The following is a 20278-nucleotide window of genomic DNA, read 5'->3' on the forward strand; positions in this document are numbered from 1 at the left end:
CCGGGGATAAACCACATGAATGGACTAAATCATAACGCGCTTACATGCAGTGCCGTCCCCATACCGCCCTGGGAGCGTCCTCTCCAGACCGTGGAGGCCCAGCCGTACTTCAACGTTTCACAGGCGTCGCTCGTGCTCGAAGGGATCGTGTTCGATCGGAACAATAACCTGCTGTTTGTTGATGTGGCGACGGGGCGCGTGTTTAAGCTCACCCCGGAGCGGCAGCTTTCCATTGTCCTTAAGGAGAATTCATTCGGTGCTTCCGGCCTGGCGGTACACAAAGATGGACGGATCTTTATCGCCTCGGTGGGCGATATGCAGCGAGGTTCTGTCCGGGCTATCGAACCCAACGGCACCCGTGAGCAGATGATTGTTGCCCCTGATACTGGATTTCTTGTCAACGATCTGGTCTTTGATAATCAGGGCGGATTTTATTTCACTGACAGCCGGGGAAATTCAGCCGATCCACAGGGTGGGGTGTTCTACGTTAGTCCCAATGTCGGGTCAATTCATGCCATCCTGCCTGGACTCGCGGTCGGGAACGGCATAGCGATTGACCCCGTCGGCTCTCAGATATGGGCCACAGAACACGCTAAAAACAGGCTTCATCGCGTAAGACTGTCAGACGCCACCACGGTCGCCCCGTTTGGTTCAGTTGTTACCTATCAGTTCACCGGGCCGGCGCCAGACGGGGCCCGTGTCGACAGCGAAGGCAATGTATATGTGGCCATCTCAGGCCAGGGCCGCGTCATGGTCTTCAACCGCAACGGACTGCCTATTGGGCAAATTGTGCTGCCTGACCGCGACAAAGGCCGTAACCTTAAATCGACAAGTCTGGCGATCCGCCCCGGGCATCGCGAGTTGTTTATTGTCGCTAACAGCGGGACCGAACCTGGTGGAGCGATGATTTTTCGATCGGGCGCATTCGCGCCGGCACCGTTTCCCTTTTCACATCAGTGACCGGGAATGAGTGGTCTGGGAGACCCGGCAACGCCGGGCCAGGGCAGGGTGTTAATAGTTCTGGATCGCTGAAGGCGGCGTGAGGGAAGGCGGCGTATCCGGAAGCGGGGGAATGATCCCGTCAACGGGGTGCGGCAGATAGCGAGCTTCCAGTTCCGTGATTTCGGCATCGCTAAGTGAAAAGTCCAGCGCGCTGATAGCCGTGGAAAGATGTTCTGGTTTCGTTGCGCCAATGATCGGTGCTGTGATGACGGATTTTGATAACAGCCAGGCAATTGCAACATGAGCTCTTGGCACCGCGTGCTTTTCGGCAATGCTGGCAACAACATCAATCACGGGCTTATCCAGAAGGGCTGCGTTCTCATACATTTTTAACGCAAAGGCATCGTTTTGCGTTCGTCGGGACGCGACACTCCAGTCGCGCGTGAGCCTGCCGCGTGCCATTGGACTCCAGGGGATCACCCCAACGCCCTGGTCTTCACACAGGGGCAGCATCTCGCGCTCTTCTTCCCGGTAAAGCAGGTTGTATTGCGGTTGCATCGTGATAAATCGGGTCCAGCCGTTACGCTCAGCGGTATGCTGCATTTTTGCAAAGCGCCAGGCTTCCATAGAAGATGCGCCGATATAACGCGCTTTTCCTGCTTTAACGACGTCATGCAGAGCCTCCATGGTCTCTTCAACAGGCGTGGAGTAGTCAAAGCGATGAATCTGAAAGAGATCCACATAATCCATGCCTAAGCGCATCAGGCTATCGTCAATAGACTGAAAAATGGCCTTGCGGGAAAGAAATCCGGTATTGGGTGAGTTGCGCCACGGAAAGAAGGTCTTTGTCGCTACAACGATCTCGTCGCGTCTGGCCATCTCTCTCAGCGCTTTTCCTGTAATTTCTTCTGAACTACCGCCCGAGTAGATATTCGCGGTATCAAAAAAATTAATGCCGGCTTCAAGCGCCTGGCGAATGAGCGGACGTGACGCCTTTTCATCCAGGGACCAGGGTTGAGGCAAACGTTCAGGTTCGCCATAACTCATACAACCGAGACAAAGACGGGAGACTTTCAATCCGCTACGACCCAGATTCACATACTTCATTCGGTGTTCCTTCTTTTATTGCCAGCAATTATGTATGTGACAGGGTATTGCACTGGTATGAAGGGAACCAGCATGCGCCATTGAATGGTGTTATGAGTTTTTTTCACAAGTAGACAACATTCTCATACGCCAGCCTAGGTCCAAAGTCGGTATAGCGTTCGCGGATAATATTGAGTGCGTACCGGGCAAGACCATCAGGCAGCTGGTTATTGCTGGGTTATCCACGACGGCGGTTAGGCATACTCAGTGGGCCTGATTGATTGTAACGCGAGAGAAGGCGTCGGCACTGGCGATCGGGAATACCCAGGCGCTGCGCGGCCATCTGAGTGGTCAGACGCCGGTCGACAACGTCATGAATGATTTAGAGTCGGTTAACTTCATCCAAAGTAAAAATGCCGGTGCATGATCCGTCATCAGAATCCTTTGATTGGGAAACTATCTTTAAAAGCAGTGATCGCTGTGGTGAGACTGTAGCGCGGACATGTCTATTTGGTCAGAGACGGACATCTCAATTTAGCTACTGCAATATGAGTGCGCATAATGTATATTATGTTAAATTGAGTATGTGTGCGTAAGCAAACCTTTTCATAATCCCTACTCCTCGCTCATGAAATCAGTATACTCAGGCATTAAAGCTCTACGGGTGACGCTTTATTTTAGTCTTACACTACTAGTCCGCCAGTTGCGCCGATACTCTCGTGTGGTGCTGGCCCTCTGATGCTCCCTATTGGCGATCGGGTCAAAGCAGGACAACTGCTGGTCACGCGTTAGATACAACCGGTCATATTCAGCACGATGACGCACAGGTCGACGTTTCAGGAGACTAAACTTCTGCATAGAGGTTTCCTCCCTCATCGTCAGTCGAAAGCATATTCTCATGCCATTAGTCCCGATTGACCGCTTGCGCTCAAAAAGCAGCAGTCATTTATTCCGCTATTAGTGCGCGGTATATGCTCAAATCAAATTTATTAAACTTTTTAAAACCTCAGAGCACCTGTCCTTGCGCCATACTAACTCCCATTCCTGTACAATGTTTAAATCTTCTAAAACCACAAACGACACGTTTGACGGAGCAAGATGTCTCATCCCTTCTGCAACGATGGTACATCCCATGCCTGCGCTAACTAATGTAAGCATCGATACTGCATCAACGCCGTGCATAACGGAACGTGGCGTAAAACCTGCATCGTAAAAGCAATGAATAAGTCGATCATGCCACGCCGGTGCCGCGGTACGAGGAAGCCATATAAAGTCAAGATTCTGCAATTCTCTTAAGTAACGAGGTTCTTTATTATCAGGCCACTTCCACTCAGTCGGATAAGCTAATAACATTTTTTCTTTGAAAACGGGGATTCCTGCAAAAAGCGGATCATTAAGAGGTCTAAACAATAAAAAACCAGCATCCAGCTCTCCCTCAGCGATCTTTGAAAGTTGCACTTCAGATATGAGGTGATGAAGCGTAATACCGACGAGCGGTGATGCCTTCTTGAATTTTTTTAATAATGTTGTGATCGGTGGTGCCGCATTTTGTATTACAGGAAGCGCTAGCGAAATATTACCACATTCTCCACGGGAGGCTCGTACAGCGCGCTCCTTTATGACGGTTACATTGTTGATCAATATTTCCGCGTCAACGAGGAACTGGCTTCCTGCATCAGTAAGTTGCACCCCGCGCCCTGTTCGATTGAAGAGCGTTACTCTAAGATCTTCTTCCAGTTTTTGCATCTGGCGTGTCAGAGCGGGTTGAGCAATATGAAGTTCTAACGCAGCTTGACTAATGCTACCTAGCTTCGCTACTGAGATGAAGTAGCGGCATTGACGCAATTCCATAGATATACCTCAATGGTATGAGTTAGATGTTGAAAAGGTATTTTACGACAAGATTAGCATTATCTATCATCCATGTTGAATGAATTCAAGCAAGTATTTTTATGGCAGGAATTCAATAAAGTAGTTTGGGAAGGTTGATTTTATGTGAACTAGATCAATAAAGATAAAGCATTTGTTACTTTTCGAAGGTTAACGCTAACTAAAAAGAGATCCCCATGTCATCTAAGTATAGAACGACTCTTAATGTGAAGAGGCTCACAGAATTTAGGCATGATTTACATATGCATCCAGAATTAAAATTTATGGAGCATCGTACATCCGATAAAATCGCAGCTTTTCTTACTGAGCTGGATATCCCTTACAAGAGAGGGCTAGCGTCTACGGGTATCGTTGGTAGTATATATGGTAAAAACCGTAGTGCTAATGATCCTGGACCAGCATTAGGCATAAGAGCTGATATTGATGCCCTGCCATTAGAAGAAGCAAATAAATTCACGCATGCTAGTAAGCATAAAGGGTGTATGCATGGATGCGGACATGACGGGCACACCGCTATGTTACTTGGCGCAGCCGAACTGCTTTCAGCAAATAGAGATTTTGATGGGACCATACATCTAATTTTTCAGCCAGGGGAAGAAGGCGGTGCCGGGGCGCGTGTTATGATGAACGAAGGACTGTTTAAGCTTTTTCCCTGTCAGGCTGTATTTGCTTTGCATAACTGGCCTCACCTTCCGCAAGGACAAATGGGGACAAAAATTGGCCCTATAATGGCATCGGGAGTCACTTTTGAGATCACCGTTTTTGGCAAAGGTGGACATGCAGCTCTCCCCCAGTCAACTATTGATCCTGTGCCGGTCGCCTGCTTTATTGTGTCGCATTTACAGACTTTAATATCACGTCGAATGAATCCTCTGGACGCTGCCGTGTTGACTATTGGTAAAATTGAAGCGGGGAGTTCACCGAATATAATTCCTTCTGAAGCAAAAATTATGGGCACATGCCGTACCTTAACAAACGAAGCTCAATCATTGATTCTGGATAATATGCAGCGTATTGCCATCAGCATAGCAGAAGCTCATGGCGCGCACGCTGAGGTAATTATTAAACAAGGTGGTTATCCAAATACTAATAATCATCCCAAAGAAGCTCGTTTTATGGCTAAAATGATGCGGGAAATTGTTGGTGAAAATAATGCTCATGATAATGTTCTTCCAGCGATGACCGCCGAAGATTTTGGTTTTATGCTCCAGGAGGTACCTGGCGCATATGGATGGATTGGGAATGGTAACGATGCGCTTTCTCAAGGGGATCTTCATAGTACATCATATGACTTCAATGATAAAAACCTCGATTTAGATTTAATAACGACTGGCGAGTCTGTTCCCTTACTCCTCCTTCGGGAAATGCCATCGTTGTTGGATCCAGAGGTAGTTGGCCTGAAGTCATCACTAAATTGCCGAATGATACCCCTTGAGAATAAGGTCCAATAGCTGCTGGAGCAGCTTTTGTATTGATTATTTTTTTCATTTTTTCTCCTGTAAATAAAGATATTGCCGTCTTCTTATGCAAAAAAACTCTCACTTACATTGTTATTACGTATTTTAGATTTCATCTAATAAGCGCAAGCAGCGCTGTCTGGTAAAGCCAATAAAGTCATTAACATAGCCCTTGTCGATGTTTTCTGTTAGTGTGGCAAGCCAAACTTCTGAAATTAGTTTATTTTCCGTGATTGACTTTGCTGTGACGTATTTTTTTTCAAGATATTCTGATACTGCCCAGATAGGCAATGCGGCAATACCCCGTTGGCAGGCAACCTGTTGAATGATAGCCATAGTGAGTTCAGTGGTTTTTCTCCTAATTGGAATGCCGGCAGGTTTAAGTACTTTTCGACAAAGATCGATGCGTTCATCCGGTACTGCATAGGTTATGAGCGATTCACCACGAAAATCTTCCGCTTCAAGCCAAGGCTTTCGCGTTAAAGGATGTTCATTTGCCAAAATAGCAACCATTTCATATTTAAATAAAGAGCTGTACCTCACCAGATCTGTCTGCTCGGTTTCATCCACGATGGCAACATCAGCTCTGTCTTGCAACAGAAGACCTATTGGATCCGGCTGAAAACCAGGCAATATATCAATTTCAACCTCAGACCATTTCTTACGAAACTCATCCATCACCGGTAGTAACCAGCCATAACAGGTGTGACACTCAAGGGTTATCCGGAGCGCGCCCTGTTTTCCGAGCGCTAACTTATAAAGATCCCTGTTGGCTTCCTCCATTGCATTAAGCACGGTTTCAGCAAGGTGTAACAAACGCTCGCCCGCCAGGGTAAACTTTACGGGCGATGTTTTTCGCATAAACAGAGTAACGTTATAGTGCTCTTCCAGTTGTTTGATCTGGTGCGATAGTGCCGATTGAGTCAGTTGCATAGCTGCGGCCGCGCGCGTCAGACTTCCTGTTTTACGCAATGCTAAAAGAGTTTGTAAGTGCTTAAGTTCTATCGGAATATCCATTACTACTTCCGCCAATCACAACGTTTTGTCATAGCGCTAGTATAACAAGCGCCAGCTTGACTGGCGCTTTTGCTGGTTCTTACCCCTTCAGATGACGCAGCGCCTGATCCAGGTCTCTTACTAAATCTACTGGATCTTCTAAGCCGATTTGTAAACGGAAGGAGTGCCCTTCGTACGGCCAGTGATATTCCGGACGATCTTTACGCGGGTTAAATGGAATGGCCAGGCTTTCAAAACCGCCCCACGAAAAACCAATGCCGAAATACTGCAGGCTATCAATAAACTTCTCCACAGACTCTTTTGAGTAGTGCGGTTTAAGCACCACGCTAAACAAACCGCTGGAACCGGTGAAGTCACGTTTCCAAATTTCGTGCCCCGGACATGAAGGCAATGCCGGGTGTAGCACCTGCTCCACTTCTTCACGTTCTTCAAACCATTTAGCAATTTTAAGCGCTGAATCCTGATGGCGTCCGAGACGCAAAGACATCGTGCGTAATCCACGTTGTGCGAGATAAACATCATCCGGCGCAGCATGAAGACCAAATAGATAGATAAAGCGACGAATGGCAAGCCAGGTTTCTTTATTCGTCGTGATCAAGCCCATCTGCGCATCAGAGTGCCCAACGATATATTTAGTGGCGGCATGCACGGAGACATCCACGCCATGCTCAAATGGTTTGAAAAATAGTGGCGTTGCCCAGGTATTGTCAATTATCACTTTAGCGTTGTGGGCATGCGCCACGCGAGTTATTGCCGGAATATCCTGGATATCAAATGTTTGGGAGCCTGGAGATTCTGTAAATACCACGGTAGTGTTTTCCTGGAACAGTTGACCAATGCCATCGCCGATAGTAGGGTCGAAAAAGGTTGCCGAAACGCCCATTTTGGCCAGCACATTATTTACGAACCCACGCGTCGGGCCGTAAACGCTGCTACTGACAAGAATATGATCGCCACTTTTTACCAGAGCCAGTAATGCACTGGTGCATGCTGCCAGCCCTGTAGGCACCAGTAAAGATCGGTACCCCCCCTCCAGTTCGGCCAGAGCTTTCTGCACGGCGAAGGTGATTGGCGTTCCAAATCGACCGTAATACATCACTTCATCTTCCGCATCTTCAAACAGAGCCTGGTGACGCTCGTTTAGCTCTTTGCAGTTTTTGAAGATGACCGTAGAGGCGTGATATACAGGCGGGTTAACCACGCCACCAAATACCTCAGGATCGAATGGGCCATGGCACAGATACGTTTCTGGAGACATCTGGTTATCAAAACTATGATTAGTCATTATTACTCTTCCTCTGGTTACAACTTACAACTCTAACTGTCTTGTTTATTACCAATGTCCTCGCTGGGTATAGCAGGTGAGGACGCTTAATTAAGCGAAATTTTCAGGCGCTTAACCGCTTCTATCAGATTCTCTTCCGTGGTGCTGACATACGACATTCGCAGAGTGCAATGATCAGGTTCTTCGCAGTAGAAAAATTCACCAGGCACGAACACCACGCCGTTGCGTATTGTTTTCTGAAGCCATTGCGTGGTATCCATCGCATATTTAAACTTCGCCCATAAAAACATGCCGCCCATCGGCTGATGAAAAGTGAGGTGGTCACCTAGTTCGTTCAGCAGATGGTGGCTTAGAACTCGACATTTGAGCTCATAAGCCTTCCGGATGAGTGCGATCTGTCCCGGCAAGCGGCCACTGTGTAAATAGTGAGAGGTCAGCGACTGTGAGAGTGCACTTGTATGTAAATCTGTGGTTTGCTTGATATTGACTACCGCTCTTTTCAGCCAATCCGGTAGCACGAGCCACCCTACCCGAGCGCCTGGCGCGAGGATCTTCGAAAAGGTTGATGTGTAAACAACGTTATCATTGTTACCCCTTTCCGCAGACCATGCTCTGAGCGGGATGAATGACGAATCCGTAAAATTAATTTCGCCGTAAGGGTCGTCTTCGATGATGATAAAATCGTAGCGTAGTGAGAGTTCCACCAGCTGTTTACGCCGTTGCTCCGCGAGGCTAACGCCTCCTGGATTGCCAAACGTGGGCACGATATACACTGCTTTTATCCGGGTCGTTAGAAGCAGCGTTTCCAGCTCATCGACAATCATGCCCTCAGCGTCAGTTCCTACCGACAACAGGTTCGCTTCAGCAAGCTGAAATACCTGCAGCGCCGCCAGGTAAGTAGGCCGTTCTAACACCACTACATCGCCAGGATTAATCAGTGCCCGAGCAAGAATATCCAGAGATTGCTGGGAACCGGTGGTCACAACAACATCCTCTACGCCGCAGTGAATTCCCCGGTCAAGCATGATCTGGCAGATGGCTGCCCGCAGTTCAGGATTACCCTCACTCAGTCCATACTGAAACGCGTCTTCCCAACCGTGGGTCAAGATGTGATCCATAGCAATCTGTAAGCCTTCCCGATCAAACAAGTTTGGATCTGGTATTCCTCCGCCCAGGGAAATAACACCGTCCATTTTGCTGTGTTTCAATAATTCTCTAATTGCAGATGATTTAAGATTTTGTAACTTATTTGCGATTTTAGTATGTGACATCTTAGCTCCCTAACCTCTTTATATATCTCTTTTAATATCACAGGCACGCAGCAATGATAATTATTTTTTGCTCCCGCTTTTTATTTGCGGGTCAACATGAATTGAATTAATGATGACCCGCAACAGGATTCATGATGACGCAATGCAAAAAACAAAATCTCAGTAAAGTGTAAGTTATATGAGTTAAAAATTATTGTGAAAACAGCATGACAAAAGGTCCAATGCACATGAGCATGCCGATTAAAATCACATAGTAAACCGAGACGCCACGAAGGTCAGAAAACTTGTCATTCTTAAGAATAATAAAACCAGGAATGATGCAGCTAATAAGTCCGTAAGTCACGCCACCAAACACAAACACCTTCAGAATGGGAAAGTTCGTTAGTACTATCAGCCACAGCACCAGCACAACCATGACAAAAGCGGCAACTGAGATCGCCTTACTATTGTTTTCCTGAGGCTTAACTATTTTTTCAACAGTGACTTTGATCAGACCTACAAAAGATTCATGTACGGCCAGATAGAGCGCCAGGAATGCCGTCACGATGGAAAACACATTGAGAATAACGCTCATATACTTCACCGTGGCCCCAGGAATGACCTTAGCGGCCAGCGCCAGGGCCGAGATATTATCCTGATAGGCTCGTAGCGCATCGGCTTCGCTGATAGAAAGTACGATGGACATGACAAACAACAGCACGGTAGCGACAAGAACTAAATAAGCCACTTTGTGTACGCGTAAAATTTTATATTTTGCCACGTCCTTATCTTCTTCACGTTTTTTATAGGCGATGTTCATCGGATTTAGTATCCCAACAAACATAATGGAGAAGATAGCGAACGGAAGCGTCGGGAACGTACCTACGACAAGGTGGCTAACGGTTGGGAATGCACCAATATTGCTCACATCCCAGAAAGGGATCACCACGAAACCAATCGCTACGATGATCACCAGCTTTACGGCGATCATGCTGCCTGAAACTTTGAAGAGCAGCTTTTCTCCTTTCGACGCGACCAGAGAGAGCCCGGCGATTAACAGCAGAGACCACCACCAGTGTTCGGATAACGTCTGGTTAGTAAGGCCAAAGGTTTTCAGATACGAGGCGCTGTCGTTGGTAATGGCAAGAGCATACTCCACCATCGACTTCAGCATGGTGAAGGAGTAAAGCGCGCCAAGCAGTACGCCCCAGCGGCTGCCAACGTAGCTGGTAATAATACTCAGGTAGGAATCTTGCTCATCGCTGCGCGCCATCGTTTCGATGAACAGCTTCTGCATGTAATAAACTGCCGGATAGCCCAGGATAACGGCCAGGGCAAAGACCCACACCCCTTTTAATCCAACCTGTAATGGGAAAAAGACGATTCCGGAGCCAATGGCAGCTCCGATGCAAAGCACCACCCACCCTAAATCATACATGGTAAAGGGAATATTCTTATGGTTAATTGCTTCGGTATTAATTCCTACGGTCATAGGAGTCCCCAATAGATTTAACAAAAACACAAAGTTACGCATGTTTTAATTACATACTGGAATGACTTGTCTACATTTAATCCAGAAACCAACAAGTCCCTGACGATATTTCAATCAAATAAGCGGTAGATATCTTTGATTGAATGCATGAAGCTTTACACAGCAAACAAAGAGTGGCTAATGAATATTAGAGAAAACAGTTTATACTTTTATTCACATTGGATTTATTTCATCATAATATGACGCACACCACAAAATATAAAAGTTTTCACTTTAAAGTGTGACCAATGCAATAGTTTTTTCTTATGTCGGTAATTTCATTTTGGCTAATTATTGTGATCTGCCGCACGTTGATTGTGCGCTTATTAGAGCAAATTACCTATCGCTTTTTCCCAACGATTCCATGGCTGGTTTTCTTCCACCAAAAAATCAATAAATGATCTTACCTTTGGATTACGAAACTTGCTGGGGAAATAGAGTGCATAGAGGCTATGCGTCGGGTAAGCGTATTTACCGTCAAGCTTTAAAGGAACAAGCGCCCCTGCATCGATGTGCTGGCTGATGAGATAAGAGGGAAGCCAGGCAATACCCTGCCCTGAAAGAGCCGCCTTCAAGAGCAACAGGCTACTATTGGCCTGAACCGGTGTTCTGGGTTTTATTGCGCACTGCGGATGCGGGGATGCGATATCGTTATAGCGAAGGGCTGGCGTTAATCCTGGATAGATCAGACACTCATGGCTTGCAAGCTCGGTGCGTTTAGTCGGGGAGCCCTTCCGTGCAAGATAATCAGGGGAAGCACAGTATAGCCAGCTGATTTTTGAAAGTTTTCTGGCGGCGTAGTTCTGCGGGGGCGTGGCGGTAATCCTCAATGCGATATCAACATTGTTTTCATTCAGATTCGTCAGGTGATCGTCGAGATCCAGTATAAGTTCAACATCATGATTTTTTTTACGATATTCTTCAAAAATATCGATCAAATGTGCGTATCCAAACGCCACAGAACAGGTGATCTTCAAGGCCCCATGTGGATGATTGAAATAGCCACAGGTCGTGTTAACGATATCGTCGAACTCTTTGAGCAGATCCGATGCTCTGGAAACGAAGTACTCCCCGGCTTCAGTCAACTGAAATGAGCGGGTTGTTCTTTGGATGAGCGGAACACCCAGGTTTTCTTCCATCACCGCCAGCCCCTTACTCACGGCGGATGGCGATAAATTAAGCAAGCGCGCCGCTTCTGACAGTCCCTTCCCTTCACTTATTTTTACCAGCATTTCAATTTGTTTGATCGTCAATGGAATGGTCATCGTTCTTTTCAACCGTCAAGCCTGTGGTGTCTGATATTCTCTCCCTACGGCAGTATGAAGTGGAAACTGAGGTTACAACAAAGCAGATAAACTTCCTGACTAATAAAGTTTTTCTTTTAGCAACGCCATCCGGACACCAGACCCGGATGGCGCTCGTACGATTATGCTTTCAGGCCTGCAGCAGTCATTAAGGCCCTAAAAATCATTGAAACTCCCCCTAAAGCGAGAACACTGACCGTCCAGATGACGATCAACCACACGAGCTTTTTCAGCAGCACGGGGGGGTTATTGTCAGCATGCATCATCTATACGTCTCCTTAATGGTATCCATCATCCGTTCTGACCTTTCCTCGAAAGACGTAATAGCTCCAGAAGGTGTAAACAAGAATGACGGGGATAATCACCAGGCTACCGGCCAGCATGAACGACTGACTCATTACTGGAGCAGCGGCCTGGCGAAGCGAAACCGATGGAGGAATGATAGTTGGCCAGATGCTTATTCCTAGTCCTGAAAAACCAAGAAACACCAGCATCAGCGTTAAGAAAAAGGGGGTGTAGTGCGCGCAGCGGTTAACAGCCCGGACGATCCCCCATGAGCTGAACAGCACTAATACCGGAACAGGCAGAAACCAGAACAGGTTTGGCAAACTAAACCAACGGTTGGCAATATGAGGATGTGCTAATGGCGTCCAAAGACTAATGATTCCCATAGCGACCATTAAGGCCAGCAACAATGGGAGGGTTAGTTTTGCCATTTTATGCTGCAGATGCCCCTCTGTTTTGACCATCAGCCAAGTGCTACCCAGTAGTGCATAGGCAATTAGCAGCCCCAGTCCACAAAACAGCGCAAAAGGATCGAGCCAGATAAATGCCGACCCTGCATATGCTCGCCCACTTACCGGTAAGCCATTAATCACAGCGCCAACAACGATACCCTGACAGAACGCGGCCAGTATAGAACCTGAAATGAAAGCTTTATCCCAAAATGGTTTATGGGCTGGAGTCGCTTTGAAGCGAAATTCAAATGCGACGCCACGGAAAATCAGACCAATAAGCATTAACGTCAAGGGCGCCGCTAGTGCATCAGTAATAACAGCATAGGCCAACGGAAACGCACCATACAAACTCGCGCCTCCCATCACCAGCCAGGTTTCGTTGCCATCCCATACAGGCGCTACCGAGTTAACCATAACATCGCGCTCTTCTGCATTTCTGTTAAACGGAAATATAATCCCTATACCCAGATCGAAACCGTCCATCACGATATACATCAGGATAGAGAAGATGATGATGCCGAACCAAATTAACGGAAGATCAATCATGATTGCCGTCCTCAGTACAATTGCCAGCTGAAAGTGGCCTGGCTGGTGTGCGCAACTTCCCCGGGCCCCCCTCCTGTAGATACTGACCTTCACCGGTTTGCGGCCCCTTCTTAATGAGCTGCATCATATAGATATAACCCACACCGAACACCGCACTGTAAACGATAATAAAGGCCATGAGACTCATACTCATATGCAGCTCGCCGTGTGCGGATACCGCCTCACGGGTCCGTTGAAGGCCATAAACAGTCCAGGGCTGTCTTCCTATTTCGGTGGTAAACCACCCTGCCAGGATGGCAATCAACCCGGACGGTCCCATTAGCAAGACGAACCAGAGGAACGGTCGAGAGGCGTACAGTTTTTTTTTGTAACGTAGCCATAGGCTTAAAATACCTTGGGTAATCATTAATAGTCCCAGACCAACCATGATACGAAATGACCAGAACACCACGGTAGAGTTGGGCCTGTCAGCAGGCGGAAAGCTTTTTAGCGCGGGGATCTGTTGGTTCAGACTGTGAGTCAGGATCAGGCTGCCAAGGTAAGGTACTTCAAGTGCAAATTTAGTTCGTTCCTGCTCCATATCTGGAATGCCAAACAGAATGAGCGGCGTGGCTACACCAGGCCTGTTTTCCCAGTGCCCTTCAATCGCCGCAATTTTTGCAGGCTGATGCTCTAACGTGTTTAGCCCGTGCCCATCGCCCAGAAATACCTGAATCGGCGCAATAATGGCTGCCATCCATAACGCCATAGAGAACATTTTGCGGATTGCTGGCGTGTCCCTGCCCTTAAGCAGATGCCATGCGCCAGATGCCCCAACGAAGAACGCACTTGCAAGGAAAGCGGCTGTCGTCATATGCACCAAACGCCATGGGAATGATGGGTTGAAAACAATTTTTATCCAGTCCTGAGGCTCGACTACACCATTCTCGATACTGTATCCCTGAGGCGTGTGCATCCAGCTGTTGGAAGCCAGGATCCAAAAGGTTGATATTAATGTTCCGAGAGCCACCATGCAGGTAGCAAAGAAATGCAGGCCGGGTCCTACTTTGTCGCGACCAAACAGCATAACGCCCAGGAAACCTGCTTCAAGGAAAAAGGCCGTTAATACTTCATAAGTAAGTAAGGGGCCCGTGATGCTACCTGCGAATTGAGAAAAACCGCTCCAGTTGGTCCCAAACTGATAGGCCATTACCAGTCCGGAAACAACGCCCATCCCAAAGTTAACGGCAAAGACTTTCGACCAGAAATGATAGAGATCCAGGTAAACTGCGCTGCGTTTTTTCAACCAGAGGCCTTCGAGTACGACCAGATAGCTTGCAAGACCGATAGTTATCGCCGGAAAGATAATATGAAACGAAACTGTGAATGCAAACTGGATCCGTGCCAGATGAAAAGCATCTAAACCAAACATAGGTACTCCTTTTTATGGGCGTATTCGTGCTCAGGCATTGAAGCCTGTTACGCTGGGCCCATAGCATTACAGCAGCGTCTTCTGCTGTTATATTTCGATAGTGAAAAAAGAGAGGACTGTGGAGCTAGATATCCAGCGCCACCAGAAAACGCGAAACCATGTTGTAAGCTGCCACGGTCGCGACGGCCTCAACAGTTTTGGTTTCACCGAAGAGATTTTTCAATGATGCAATAACTGCGGCATCGACATTAACGTTTATGGTGGATTGATCGGTCAACGTAATGAGCATCCACTCCTGGTCATCGAACATTTCACGTTTCGGCACAGCGTTTTTTAGCGCTTGAGCCTTTTCTTCTGTCCCCCCTGCCTGCAGATAGGCTGGATAGTGCACCCTCCACTCAAATTGGGCACCATTCAGAACGGCGACGCGCAGCATGATCAATTCCAGATAAATCAGCTCCAGGCTAAAATCAGCGCGAACTCGGCTTAGTAGCTCATTCCAACCGGTGGCCAGCGGAACGCTTTTCAGTAATACCCTGTCGATGCCAATGAGTTCACCGTTGGGACGACGCGCCTGCATAGCTCTCAGCAAATCAGCGGGAACAGGATCTTTATCCTGCCACGGTGTCACACGTGTCTTGCTCATAATTACCCTCGCAGATGAATGTTGCTCATGATTTTTTAGTTGATAACGCTGGTCAGTAGCGCATCGAAGTCACTTTTCGGTCTGGCGCCGGAAAATTCGATGACGGACTCCCCCTTCACAAAGATCTTAAAAAATGGGATGGTCCGAATGCCATGCTGTGATGCCAGATCGGAGTGCTTATCCACATTTACCTTGTACACCTTCAGTTTGCCGGCATGCTCCAGAGCAAGGGCATCGATGATGGGGGCGACAGTACGACAGGGATTGCACCAGGGGGCCCAGAAATCGACGAGTACAGGAATCGCGGATTCCAGCACGTCTGCAGTAAATTCCGTAGTTGAGATTTCTTTAATTGTCATTAGCAATGCCTTGTACGGGGTATGTATTCAACGGTGCCCCATGGTGAGAACCATGCGGAAAGACGCCTTTCCGCTACGCATTTTTTCATACGCCTCTTGTGCTTGTGCCAGAGAACGCGTTTCAATCTGCGCGCGCACAGCTACCAGCAGGCTGAAATTAAGCGTTTTTTCTAATTCAATTGCCGTCCCGGTCATGGATCCGTTTATCTGTAACTCCCGTCCGACCATGAGACCCGGGGTAAAGCTCAATGGCGCTTTACCCACACCAACGACCATCAGCCTTCCCTGGGGAAGCAGCGCGGGTAGCAGAGTGGCAACGGCATGGCTGTCAGTGATGGTCGACAAAATAACTTTGGCGCCGCCAAACGCCTTAATGACTTCAACAGCCTCTTCTTTGTTGGTATCGATGTAGTAATGGGCACCGAGCGCAATGACTTCGCGTGCAATATCATCGCCCCTGCCAACGGCGATAACGCGAAAACCCATTTTGCGTGCATATTGCAAAGCTAAATGTCCTAACCCCCCGATCCCCTGAATAACAACCGTATCGCCAGCCTGCGCTTGAGATTTTTTTAAGGCGTTAAAAGTCGCTACTCCGGCGCAAAGTAAGGGTGCGGCGTCAACGGAGGACAAATCATCCGGTATTGCGACCAGCCCCGTCTCACGCGCCAGCATGTATTCTGCATAACCCCCGTCTCTTGTGCTGCCAGTAACCGGTTGATTCTGACAGAGGTTAAAGTGTCCAAGACGGCATTGCTCGCAGGCGTTGCAATGACCACCAAGTCGCCCAACGCCGACACGTTGACCAGGCTTGAGCCAGGCCGGGAGCGGCCCCGATGTTTTGCAGATCGTACCGACCACTTCATGACCCGGTACACGCGGATACTCAACACTCTTTTCCAGACCTTCAACGACGCCAGAATCTGCTCCGCAAATTCCACAGGCCTCCACTTTTATCAGCACTTCACCTGGGCCGGGAACCGGAAGTTCTTTTTCCACACATTCCAGTTGACCAGGACGAGAAACTTGCATTGCTTTATAAGTCTGCTTCATCTTTTGTTCTCGATTATGTGTTGTACGCCTGCCGCAGCGGCATCAATCGCTCCTGCCAGGTAGCCAGGAAAGACGGTGGACCATTCGCTAGCGATACCGGTAAGACAGTTACGCCACGAGCCGTTATTTGCGCTGGCGGGTGGTACAGAATGCCCTGCGGGTAGGGCCAGGTCGCGCGAGGTTGAGGTAAAGGGATCCGCCGCCCAGTCTTTAAGAAACTCAGCATGGGGATAGGCGGCTTCCTCGCCTAACAGTCTTATCAACTGGGCTCGGCATAAATCTCTCAGGACCGCGTCACCTATCTTCTGACGCTCGTGAAAAGGCACGCCAATAAATCCGAACAGCGCAAACATCCTGTCAGGTTCTGAAACATCGTGAATTTCAACCATAGGCCCAATGTTGCTTCTTACCTCTCCGGATAATCCCTTCCTGTGCCAAAAATTATAGGGATACACAGCGACATACTTTGCATGGGGGGCCATCCAGGTTCCGGTGTTACGCCATGCCTGCAATAACGTCGTGGGCAGCGGGGGGAAAAAATTGATCCCTGCAGCCAGCATGGGGGGCAATGCCAGCAGTACATGTTGCGCCTGCCGGCTAAACGGACGTCCATCGGCATACGATCCGCAAATATTCAGGGTGCCATTTTGCTGTTCGATGTGTTTAACCTGCAGTCCGGTCTGAATGCGTTCAGGCTTTAACTTCGCAAGTAATGCATCGGGCAATCGTGACATCCCACCACTTACACGGGCGGCGGCAGGCGAAGAGACAAATCCAGGATGGCGAGAAGGGGCATCTTTGGAACGCTCAAAAAGCATGTCCCCCCTCTCCTGATGACTGAATGACTCAATGTTCAGTTCTCTGAATAACTGCTTCAATGCAGGTTGTATCGTTGGCCAGAACCAGGTCGCGCCTAAATCAGCCTCAACGGTATTCGCCTGCAAGATACGCCCCCCCATACGCTCACGGCATTCGAGAAGTAGGTAGTTAATACCCGCTTTCTCCAGCAACCTGGCCGCGTATAACCCGCTGAGTCCCCCTCCCACAATGATGACCTCAATATTCATCATGGTAGCGTTACCTGCTCAACATCGAGATGGCCTTCTTTGAGATACACCAGGGTTTTGTCGATCCCGGCAATAAACGCCATTCCATGCCCGGACGGGATGCGTATCCAGCTCCCTTTAGCATGGATGCTGTTGCCCTCAATTAGGTTACCTTCGACGATGAGCAACTCAGCCCCTCCCTTCAAAGAGGGGGCAACCAGCAGCGAACCAGAATCCATACGCAGCAGACAAACTCGTTCTTCTGCGCTCTCAAACAACGGACAAACTGACATTCCGCCATCCTCACGCCAGTTTTCAGGCGCACGGCTATCGATACGTAGCGGAACAGTTTCTCGTTTTGTCATCTGACCAAGCTTGACGAATAGCTGCGTGCCTTTGTTGCTGTGAGGCTGGTGAGAGGAGCCCGGAGGGTTACGCAAATACCAGCCAGCGGGATAATCACGGTTGCCTTCCGAGAATTGCCCCTCCAGAACAAGGATCTCTTCTCCACCGGGATGCTGATGTTCCGGGAATGATGTCTGAGGTAAATAACGAACCAGGCTGGTGGCGCGGGCCTGCTCACCACCGATGCGATCCAACATAACACGATCAATTCCTGTCTGAGGGGAGTGAACCCAGTAATAATCATCGCAGGAGACGGTAACGCGTCGGGTGAAATCGTGGTTTATTAACATGCTGCTTTCCAAAGTATAGGAAAAGCGGCTCCGTACAGAAGCCGCAGATTTATTTACTTAGGTAGGTTATCGAAGGCGTCCAATGCGCGGCTGGAATAGACCAACGCAGCGCCAGTGTTCAGTGTGATTGCCACACCTAAAGCCTCGGCGATTTCTTCGCGCGTCGCCCCCTGTTTTGCAGCAGCTTCAGCATGGACGGACAGACATCCATCACAACGGGTCGTGACCGCCACTGCCAACGCGATGAGCTCATGTGTTTTGGCGTCCAGGTGGCCTGTTACGACAGCCGCATTTTGCATCTTATCGATGCCTTGCATCACATCGGGTTGCAGACCTGCGAATTTCCCGATCGCTGCCCGGAGTTCTTTCCGCATTTCAGTCCAGTGAACCATCACTGCTATCTCCGTTTGATCAATGCGTTATCAGGCAACGTCGTAGATACGCACGTCAGGCGCGCGGTTCAGATAGGGTTTGAGCGCCTCAACCACATCTGCGGTAAATAACTGAGATCCGAGATACGCTTCAGCCTGTTTAGCCGTGTGGAAACTATGCAGAACCTGCACATCTTCGGCACGTACCAACAGTTCTTTTGAAACAGCGCCGTCGATCGTTGAGAGGAATGGTGCTTTGTATTTTTGATATACCGCTGCAGCGGCTGCTCTGTTCTTTTCGCTGATATCCAGGGTGATCTGCAAATAAGCCATTGAAAACTCCTAAATTCATTTGATCGCTAAAGTCATAAAGATAGCCTCAGGCCATACTTCGTTACGGTGACACCCGCTTGCCTATCGCAAAGAAAAGCTTTGCGCATAAACTCAACACTCTGTGTTGGGGTTACAATAATTTATTTTGTAATCCTCACCGTTTCTGCATTATGTTAAGCAATGCCCTCATGAACAAATGAGATAATCTTGGTTTTGTAAGAAGGTTTTCTATCAGGTATGAAGACACCCGTTCATCTCAATGCACTACGTGCATTTGAAGCCAGCGCGCGCCACCAGAGCTTTTCTCTTGCAGCCGAGGAGTTAAACGTCACCCCAGCAGCCGTCGGACAACTGGTGCGTTCACTTGAAGAAGTGATCGGTTTTCCGCTGTTTCACCGCAGCAATAATCGTCGCGCCGCCCTCGTTTTAACGGAGCCTGCGCTCCGTGCGCTCCCCGATATACGCATGGGTTTTCAAAGCCTAAACCTGGGGATGACGCTCCTGCGGGAGGGCGCGACAAACGGTATTCTGAACGTAACCGTCAGCCCTGCCTTTGCAGCTAAGTGGTTATTGCCACGCATTGAAGATTTTCAGCATAAATGGCCTGATATCGATGTTCGCCTGGAAACTAGCCTGAAGTTAATGGACTTCACTGCACAGGGTATGGATGTGGGTATTCGCTATGGTCTGGGACAATGGGAAGGATTGAAGGCAGAATGCTTGATGTCGGAGGAGGTTTTCCCGGTGTGCGCCCCCTCCCTCATATCGGTGAATCCTGCGATTAACTGTCTAACGGGAGTCACTGAGCAAACGCTTATTCACGATCTGTCGATGGAGCAACACAAAGATTTTATCACCTGGGATCGCTGGTTACGGCGTTTTAACGTTCAGTCGATAGCACGTAAACCCGCCTTGCGGATAAATAACTCCGCAGCAGTACTTCAGGCAGCTATTGATGGCCACGGTATCGCTCTGGCACGGAGCATAATGGTTGATGATGACATCAAAAGTGGGCGCCTTATTCGCTTATGTCCCGATGTTTCGCTGACAAGCCCGCTATCTTATTATCTGGTATACAGGCCCGGATGCGATAGTCTGCCGAAAATTGCCAATTTTCGAGCGTGGATAATTGAGCAAGCTCAGGCGTTTAATCACGCCATAAATCCCGGCAACCTCTCCAGCAAAATCGAACCACTGTAAATTTTTCAGCTCCAGGCAATGGCTTGGGATTCACGTGTTCGCCACATAATAAACAAAACTCATAGCTGTGCCTGGGGTTTTGATCCAGACACGAAAGGTCGTTTGTCTTAGATTGTATG

21 protein-coding genes and 2 pseudogenes are annotated in these 20278 nt (G+C 48.5%); 4 read left to right on the forward strand and 19 right to left on the reverse strand.

Going from position 1 to position 20278, the window contains the following annotated elements:
- Nucleotides 1-15 precede the first annotated feature (15 nt).
- Nucleotides 16-960 (forward strand): SMP-30/gluconolactonase/LRE family protein, encoded by a 945-nt coding sequence (locus tag AB1E37_RS12340; RefSeq protein ID WP_032447562.1) that lies wholly within the window; start codon nt 16-18, stop codon nt 958-960.
- Nucleotides 961-1011: 51 nt separating this feature from the next.
- Here the strand turns inward: AB1E37_RS12340 and AB1E37_RS12345 are convergent, their stop codons facing one another.
- Both AB1E37_RS12345 and AB1E37_RS12350 read right to left on the reverse strand, forming a co-directional pair.
- On the reverse strand, nt 1012-2049 hold the full coding sequence (locus AB1E37_RS12345; RefSeq protein ID WP_032436360.1) for an aldo/keto reductase: 1038 nt from the start codon (nt 2047-2049) through the stop codon (nt 1012-1014).
- Nucleotides 2050-2266: 217 nt separating this feature from the next.
- Nucleotides 2267-2371 carry a helix-turn-helix domain-containing protein gene (locus AB1E37_RS12350; protein WP_077257447.1) on the reverse strand — a complete coding sequence of 35 codons (105 nt, stop codon included), beginning with the start codon at nt 2369-2371 and terminating at the stop codon, nt 2267-2269.
- Here AB1E37_RS12350 and AB1E37_RS12355 point away from each other — a divergent pair.
- Entirely contained in the window at nt 2336-2455 is a 120-nt protein-coding gene (locus AB1E37_RS12355) for a hypothetical protein (protein ID WP_223168828.1), read from the forward strand. The two genes, AB1E37_RS12350 and AB1E37_RS12355, sit on opposite strands and share 36 nt — an antisense overlap.
- A 548-nt stretch (nt 2456-3003) precedes the next feature.
- Here the strand turns inward: AB1E37_RS12355 and AB1E37_RS12360 are convergent.
- Complete coding sequence (locus AB1E37_RS12360) at nt 3004-3879, reverse strand: LysR family transcriptional regulator (protein WP_004179864.1); 876 nt, start codon at nt 3877-3879, stop codon at nt 3004-3006.
- A 302-nt stretch (nt 3880-4181) separates the two neighbouring features.
- Here AB1E37_RS12360 and AB1E37_RS12365 point away from each other — a divergent pair.
- Nucleotides 4182-5168, forward strand: a pseudogene (locus AB1E37_RS12365) (amidohydrolase); the annotation flags it as partial.
- A 64-nt stretch (nt 5169-5232) separates the two neighbouring features.
- Here the strand turns inward: AB1E37_RS12365 and AB1E37_RS12370 are convergent.
- The 16 genes and pseudogenes from AB1E37_RS12370 to AB1E37_RS12445 form a co-directional block, all read right to left on the reverse strand.
- A pseudogene (locus AB1E37_RS12370) lies at nt 5233-5406 on the reverse strand (Rid family hydrolase); the annotation flags it as partial.
- Between the two features lie 74 nt (nt 5407-5480).
- On the reverse strand, nt 5481-6392 hold the full coding sequence (locus AB1E37_RS12375) for a LysR family transcriptional regulator (RefSeq protein ID WP_032420052.1): 912 nt from the start codon (nt 6390-6392) through the stop codon (nt 5481-5483).
- Nucleotides 6393-6471: 79 nt separating this feature from the next.
- Nucleotides 6472-7677, reverse strand: coding sequence for a cystathionine beta-lyase (metC, locus tag AB1E37_RS12380; protein ID WP_004884445.1), 1206 nt, complete (start codon nt 7675-7677; stop codon nt 6472-6474).
- Nucleotides 7678-7763: 86 nt separating this feature from the next.
- Entirely contained in the window at nt 7764-8948 is a 1185-nt protein-coding gene (locus tag AB1E37_RS12385; RefSeq protein WP_032436358.1) for a PLP-dependent aminotransferase family protein, read from the reverse strand.
- Nucleotides 8949-9138: 190 nt separating this feature from the next.
- Nucleotides 9139-10419, reverse strand: coding sequence for an amino acid permease (locus AB1E37_RS12390; RefSeq protein WP_004179854.1), 1281 nt, complete (start codon nt 10417-10419; stop codon nt 9139-9141).
- Nucleotides 10420-10784: 365 nt separating this feature from the next.
- Complete coding sequence (locus AB1E37_RS12395; RefSeq protein ID WP_004179853.1) at nt 10785-11723, reverse strand: LysR family transcriptional regulator; 939 nt, start codon at nt 11721-11723, stop codon at nt 10785-10787.
- Between the two features lie 161 nt (nt 11724-11884).
- Complete coding sequence (locus AB1E37_RS12400; protein ID WP_071556791.1) at nt 11885-12028, reverse strand: DUF2474 domain-containing protein; 144 nt, start codon at nt 12026-12028, stop codon at nt 11885-11887.
- Between the two features lie 12 nt (nt 12029-12040).
- The gene (gene cydB / locus AB1E37_RS12405) at nt 12041-13045 is read right to left on the reverse strand and encodes a cytochrome d ubiquinol oxidase subunit II (RefSeq protein WP_004179851.1); all 1005 of its coding nucleotides are present in this window, start codon (nt 13043-13045) and stop codon (nt 12041-12043) included.
- A complete protein-coding gene (locus AB1E37_RS12410; RefSeq protein WP_004179850.1) occupies nt 13038-14456 on the reverse strand; it encodes a cytochrome ubiquinol oxidase subunit I in 1419 nt (472 codons plus the stop codon). The genes cydB and AB1E37_RS12410 overlap by 8 nt, the downstream gene beginning before the upstream one ends.
- Before the next feature lie 124 nt (nt 14457-14580).
- On the reverse strand, nt 14581-15102 hold the full coding sequence (locus tag AB1E37_RS12415) for a carboxymuconolactone decarboxylase family protein (protein ID WP_032420051.1): 522 nt from the start codon (nt 15100-15102) through the stop codon (nt 14581-14583).
- A gap of 35 nt (nt 15103-15137) precedes the next feature.
- Nucleotides 15138-15461: a thioredoxin gene (gene trxA / locus AB1E37_RS12420; RefSeq protein ID WP_048293071.1), complete on the reverse strand. Its 324-nt coding sequence runs from the start codon at nt 15459-15461 to the stop codon at nt 15138-15140.
- Nucleotides 15462-15488: 27 nt separating this feature from the next.
- Nucleotides 15489-16514 (reverse strand): alcohol dehydrogenase catalytic domain-containing protein, encoded by a 1026-nt coding sequence (locus tag AB1E37_RS12425; RefSeq protein WP_032436355.1) that lies wholly within the window; start codon nt 16512-16514, stop codon nt 15489-15491.
- Nucleotides 16511-17584 carry an FAD-dependent oxidoreductase gene (locus AB1E37_RS12430; RefSeq protein ID WP_032436353.1) on the reverse strand — a complete coding sequence of 358 codons (1074 nt, stop codon included), beginning with the start codon at nt 17582-17584 and terminating at the stop codon, nt 16511-16513. The genes AB1E37_RS12425 and AB1E37_RS12430 overlap by 4 nt, the downstream gene beginning before the upstream one ends.
- A complete protein-coding gene (locus AB1E37_RS12435) occupies nt 17581-18162 on the reverse strand; it encodes a cupin domain-containing protein (protein ID WP_229386256.1) in 582 nt (193 codons plus the stop codon). The genes AB1E37_RS12430 and AB1E37_RS12435 overlap by 4 nt, the downstream gene beginning before the upstream one ends.
- Before the next feature lie 146 nt (nt 18163-18308).
- Nucleotides 18309-18650 (reverse strand): carboxymuconolactone decarboxylase family protein, encoded by a 342-nt coding sequence (locus AB1E37_RS12440; RefSeq protein WP_031280615.1) that lies wholly within the window; start codon nt 18648-18650, stop codon nt 18309-18311.
- 27 nt (nt 18651-18677) lie between these two features.
- The gene (locus AB1E37_RS12445) at nt 18678-18959 is read right to left on the reverse strand and encodes a hypothetical protein (RefSeq protein ID WP_004179839.1); all 282 of its coding nucleotides are present in this window, start codon (nt 18957-18959) and stop codon (nt 18678-18680) included.
- A 237-nt stretch (nt 18960-19196) separates the two neighbouring features.
- Here AB1E37_RS12445 and gcvA point away from each other — a divergent pair, with 237 nt between their 5' ends.
- Nucleotides 19197-20159, forward strand: a complete 963-nt coding sequence (gene gcvA / locus AB1E37_RS12450) for a transcriptional regulator GcvA (RefSeq protein ID WP_004179838.1) — start codon at nt 19197-19199, stop codon at nt 20157-20159.
- The last annotated feature ends 119 nt before the right edge of the window (nt 20160-20278 follow it).

Source organism: Klebsiella sp. Shm-1 (assembly GCF_040804525.1).
GTDB classification, from domain to species: Bacteria; Pseudomonadota; Gammaproteobacteria; order Enterobacterales; family Enterobacteriaceae; genus Klebsiella; species Klebsiella pneumoniae.

What these genes read in the sequence shown, in the direction of transcription:
- AB1E37_RS12340 (WP_032447562.1), top strand. Translation starts at nt 16, where the DNA reads ATGAATGGACTAAATCATAACGCGCTTACATGCAGTGCCGTCCCCATA.
- AB1E37_RS12345 (WP_032436360.1), bottom strand. Translation starts at nt 2,049, where the DNA reads ATGAAGTATGTGAATCTGGGTCGTAGCGGATTGAAAGTCTCCCGTCTT.
- AB1E37_RS12350 (WP_077257447.1), bottom strand. Translation starts at nt 2,371, where the DNA reads ATGGCCGCGCAGCGCCTGGGTATTCCCGATCGCCAGTGCCGACGCCTT.
- AB1E37_RS12360 (WP_004179864.1), bottom strand. Translation starts at nt 3,879, where the DNA reads ATGGAATTGCGTCAATGCCGCTACTTCATCTCAGTAGCGAAGCTAGGT.
- AB1E37_RS12375 (WP_032420052.1), bottom strand. Translation starts at nt 6,392, where the DNA reads ATGGATATTCCGATAGAACTTAAGCACTTACAAACTCTTTTAGCATTG.
- metC (WP_004884445.1), bottom strand. Translation starts at nt 7,677, where the DNA reads ATGACTAATCATAGTTTTGATAACCAGATGTCTCCAGAAACGTATCTG.
- AB1E37_RS12385 (WP_032436358.1), bottom strand. Translation starts at nt 8,948, where the DNA reads ATGTCACATACTAAAATCGCAAATAAGTTACAAAATCTTAAATCATCT.
- AB1E37_RS12390 (WP_004179854.1), bottom strand. Translation starts at nt 10,419, where the DNA reads ATGACCGTAGGAATTAATACCGAAGCAATTAACCATAAGAATATTCCC.
- AB1E37_RS12395 (WP_004179853.1), bottom strand. Translation starts at nt 11,723, where the DNA reads ATGACCATTCCATTGACGATCAAACAAATTGAAATGCTGGTAAAAATA.
- AB1E37_RS12400 (WP_071556791.1), bottom strand. Translation starts at nt 12,028, where the DNA reads ATGATGCATGCTGACAATAACCCCCCCGTGCTGCTGAAAAAGCTCGTG.
- cydB (WP_004179851.1), bottom strand. Translation starts at nt 13,045, where the DNA reads ATGATTGATCTTCCGTTAATTTGGTTCGGCATCATCATCTTCTCTATC.
- AB1E37_RS12410 (WP_004179850.1), bottom strand. Translation starts at nt 14,456, where the DNA reads ATGTTTGGTTTAGATGCTTTTCATCTGGCACGGATCCAGTTTGCATTC.
- AB1E37_RS12415 (WP_032420051.1), bottom strand. Translation starts at nt 15,102, where the DNA reads ATGAGCAAGACACGTGTGACACCGTGGCAGGATAAAGATCCTGTTCCC.
- trxA (WP_048293071.1), bottom strand. Translation starts at nt 15,461, where the DNA reads ATGACAATTAAAGAAATCTCAACTACGGAATTTACTGCAGACGTGCTG.
- AB1E37_RS12425 (WP_032436355.1), bottom strand. Translation starts at nt 16,514, where the DNA reads ATGAAGCAGACTTATAAAGCAATGCAAGTTTCTCGTCCTGGTCAACTG.
- AB1E37_RS12430 (WP_032436353.1), bottom strand. Translation starts at nt 17,584, where the DNA reads ATGATGAATATTGAGGTCATCATTGTGGGAGGGGGACTCAGCGGGTTA.
- AB1E37_RS12435 (WP_229386256.1), bottom strand. Translation starts at nt 18,162, where the DNA reads ATGTTGGATCGCATCGGTGGTGAGCAGGCCCGCGCCACCAGCCTGGTT.
- AB1E37_RS12445 (WP_004179839.1), bottom strand. Translation starts at nt 18,959, where the DNA reads ATGGCTTATTTGCAGATCACCCTGGATATCAGCGAAAAGAACAGAGCA.
- gcvA (WP_004179838.1), top strand. Translation starts at nt 19,197, where the DNA reads ATGAAGACACCCGTTCATCTCAATGCACTACGTGCATTTGAAGCCAGC.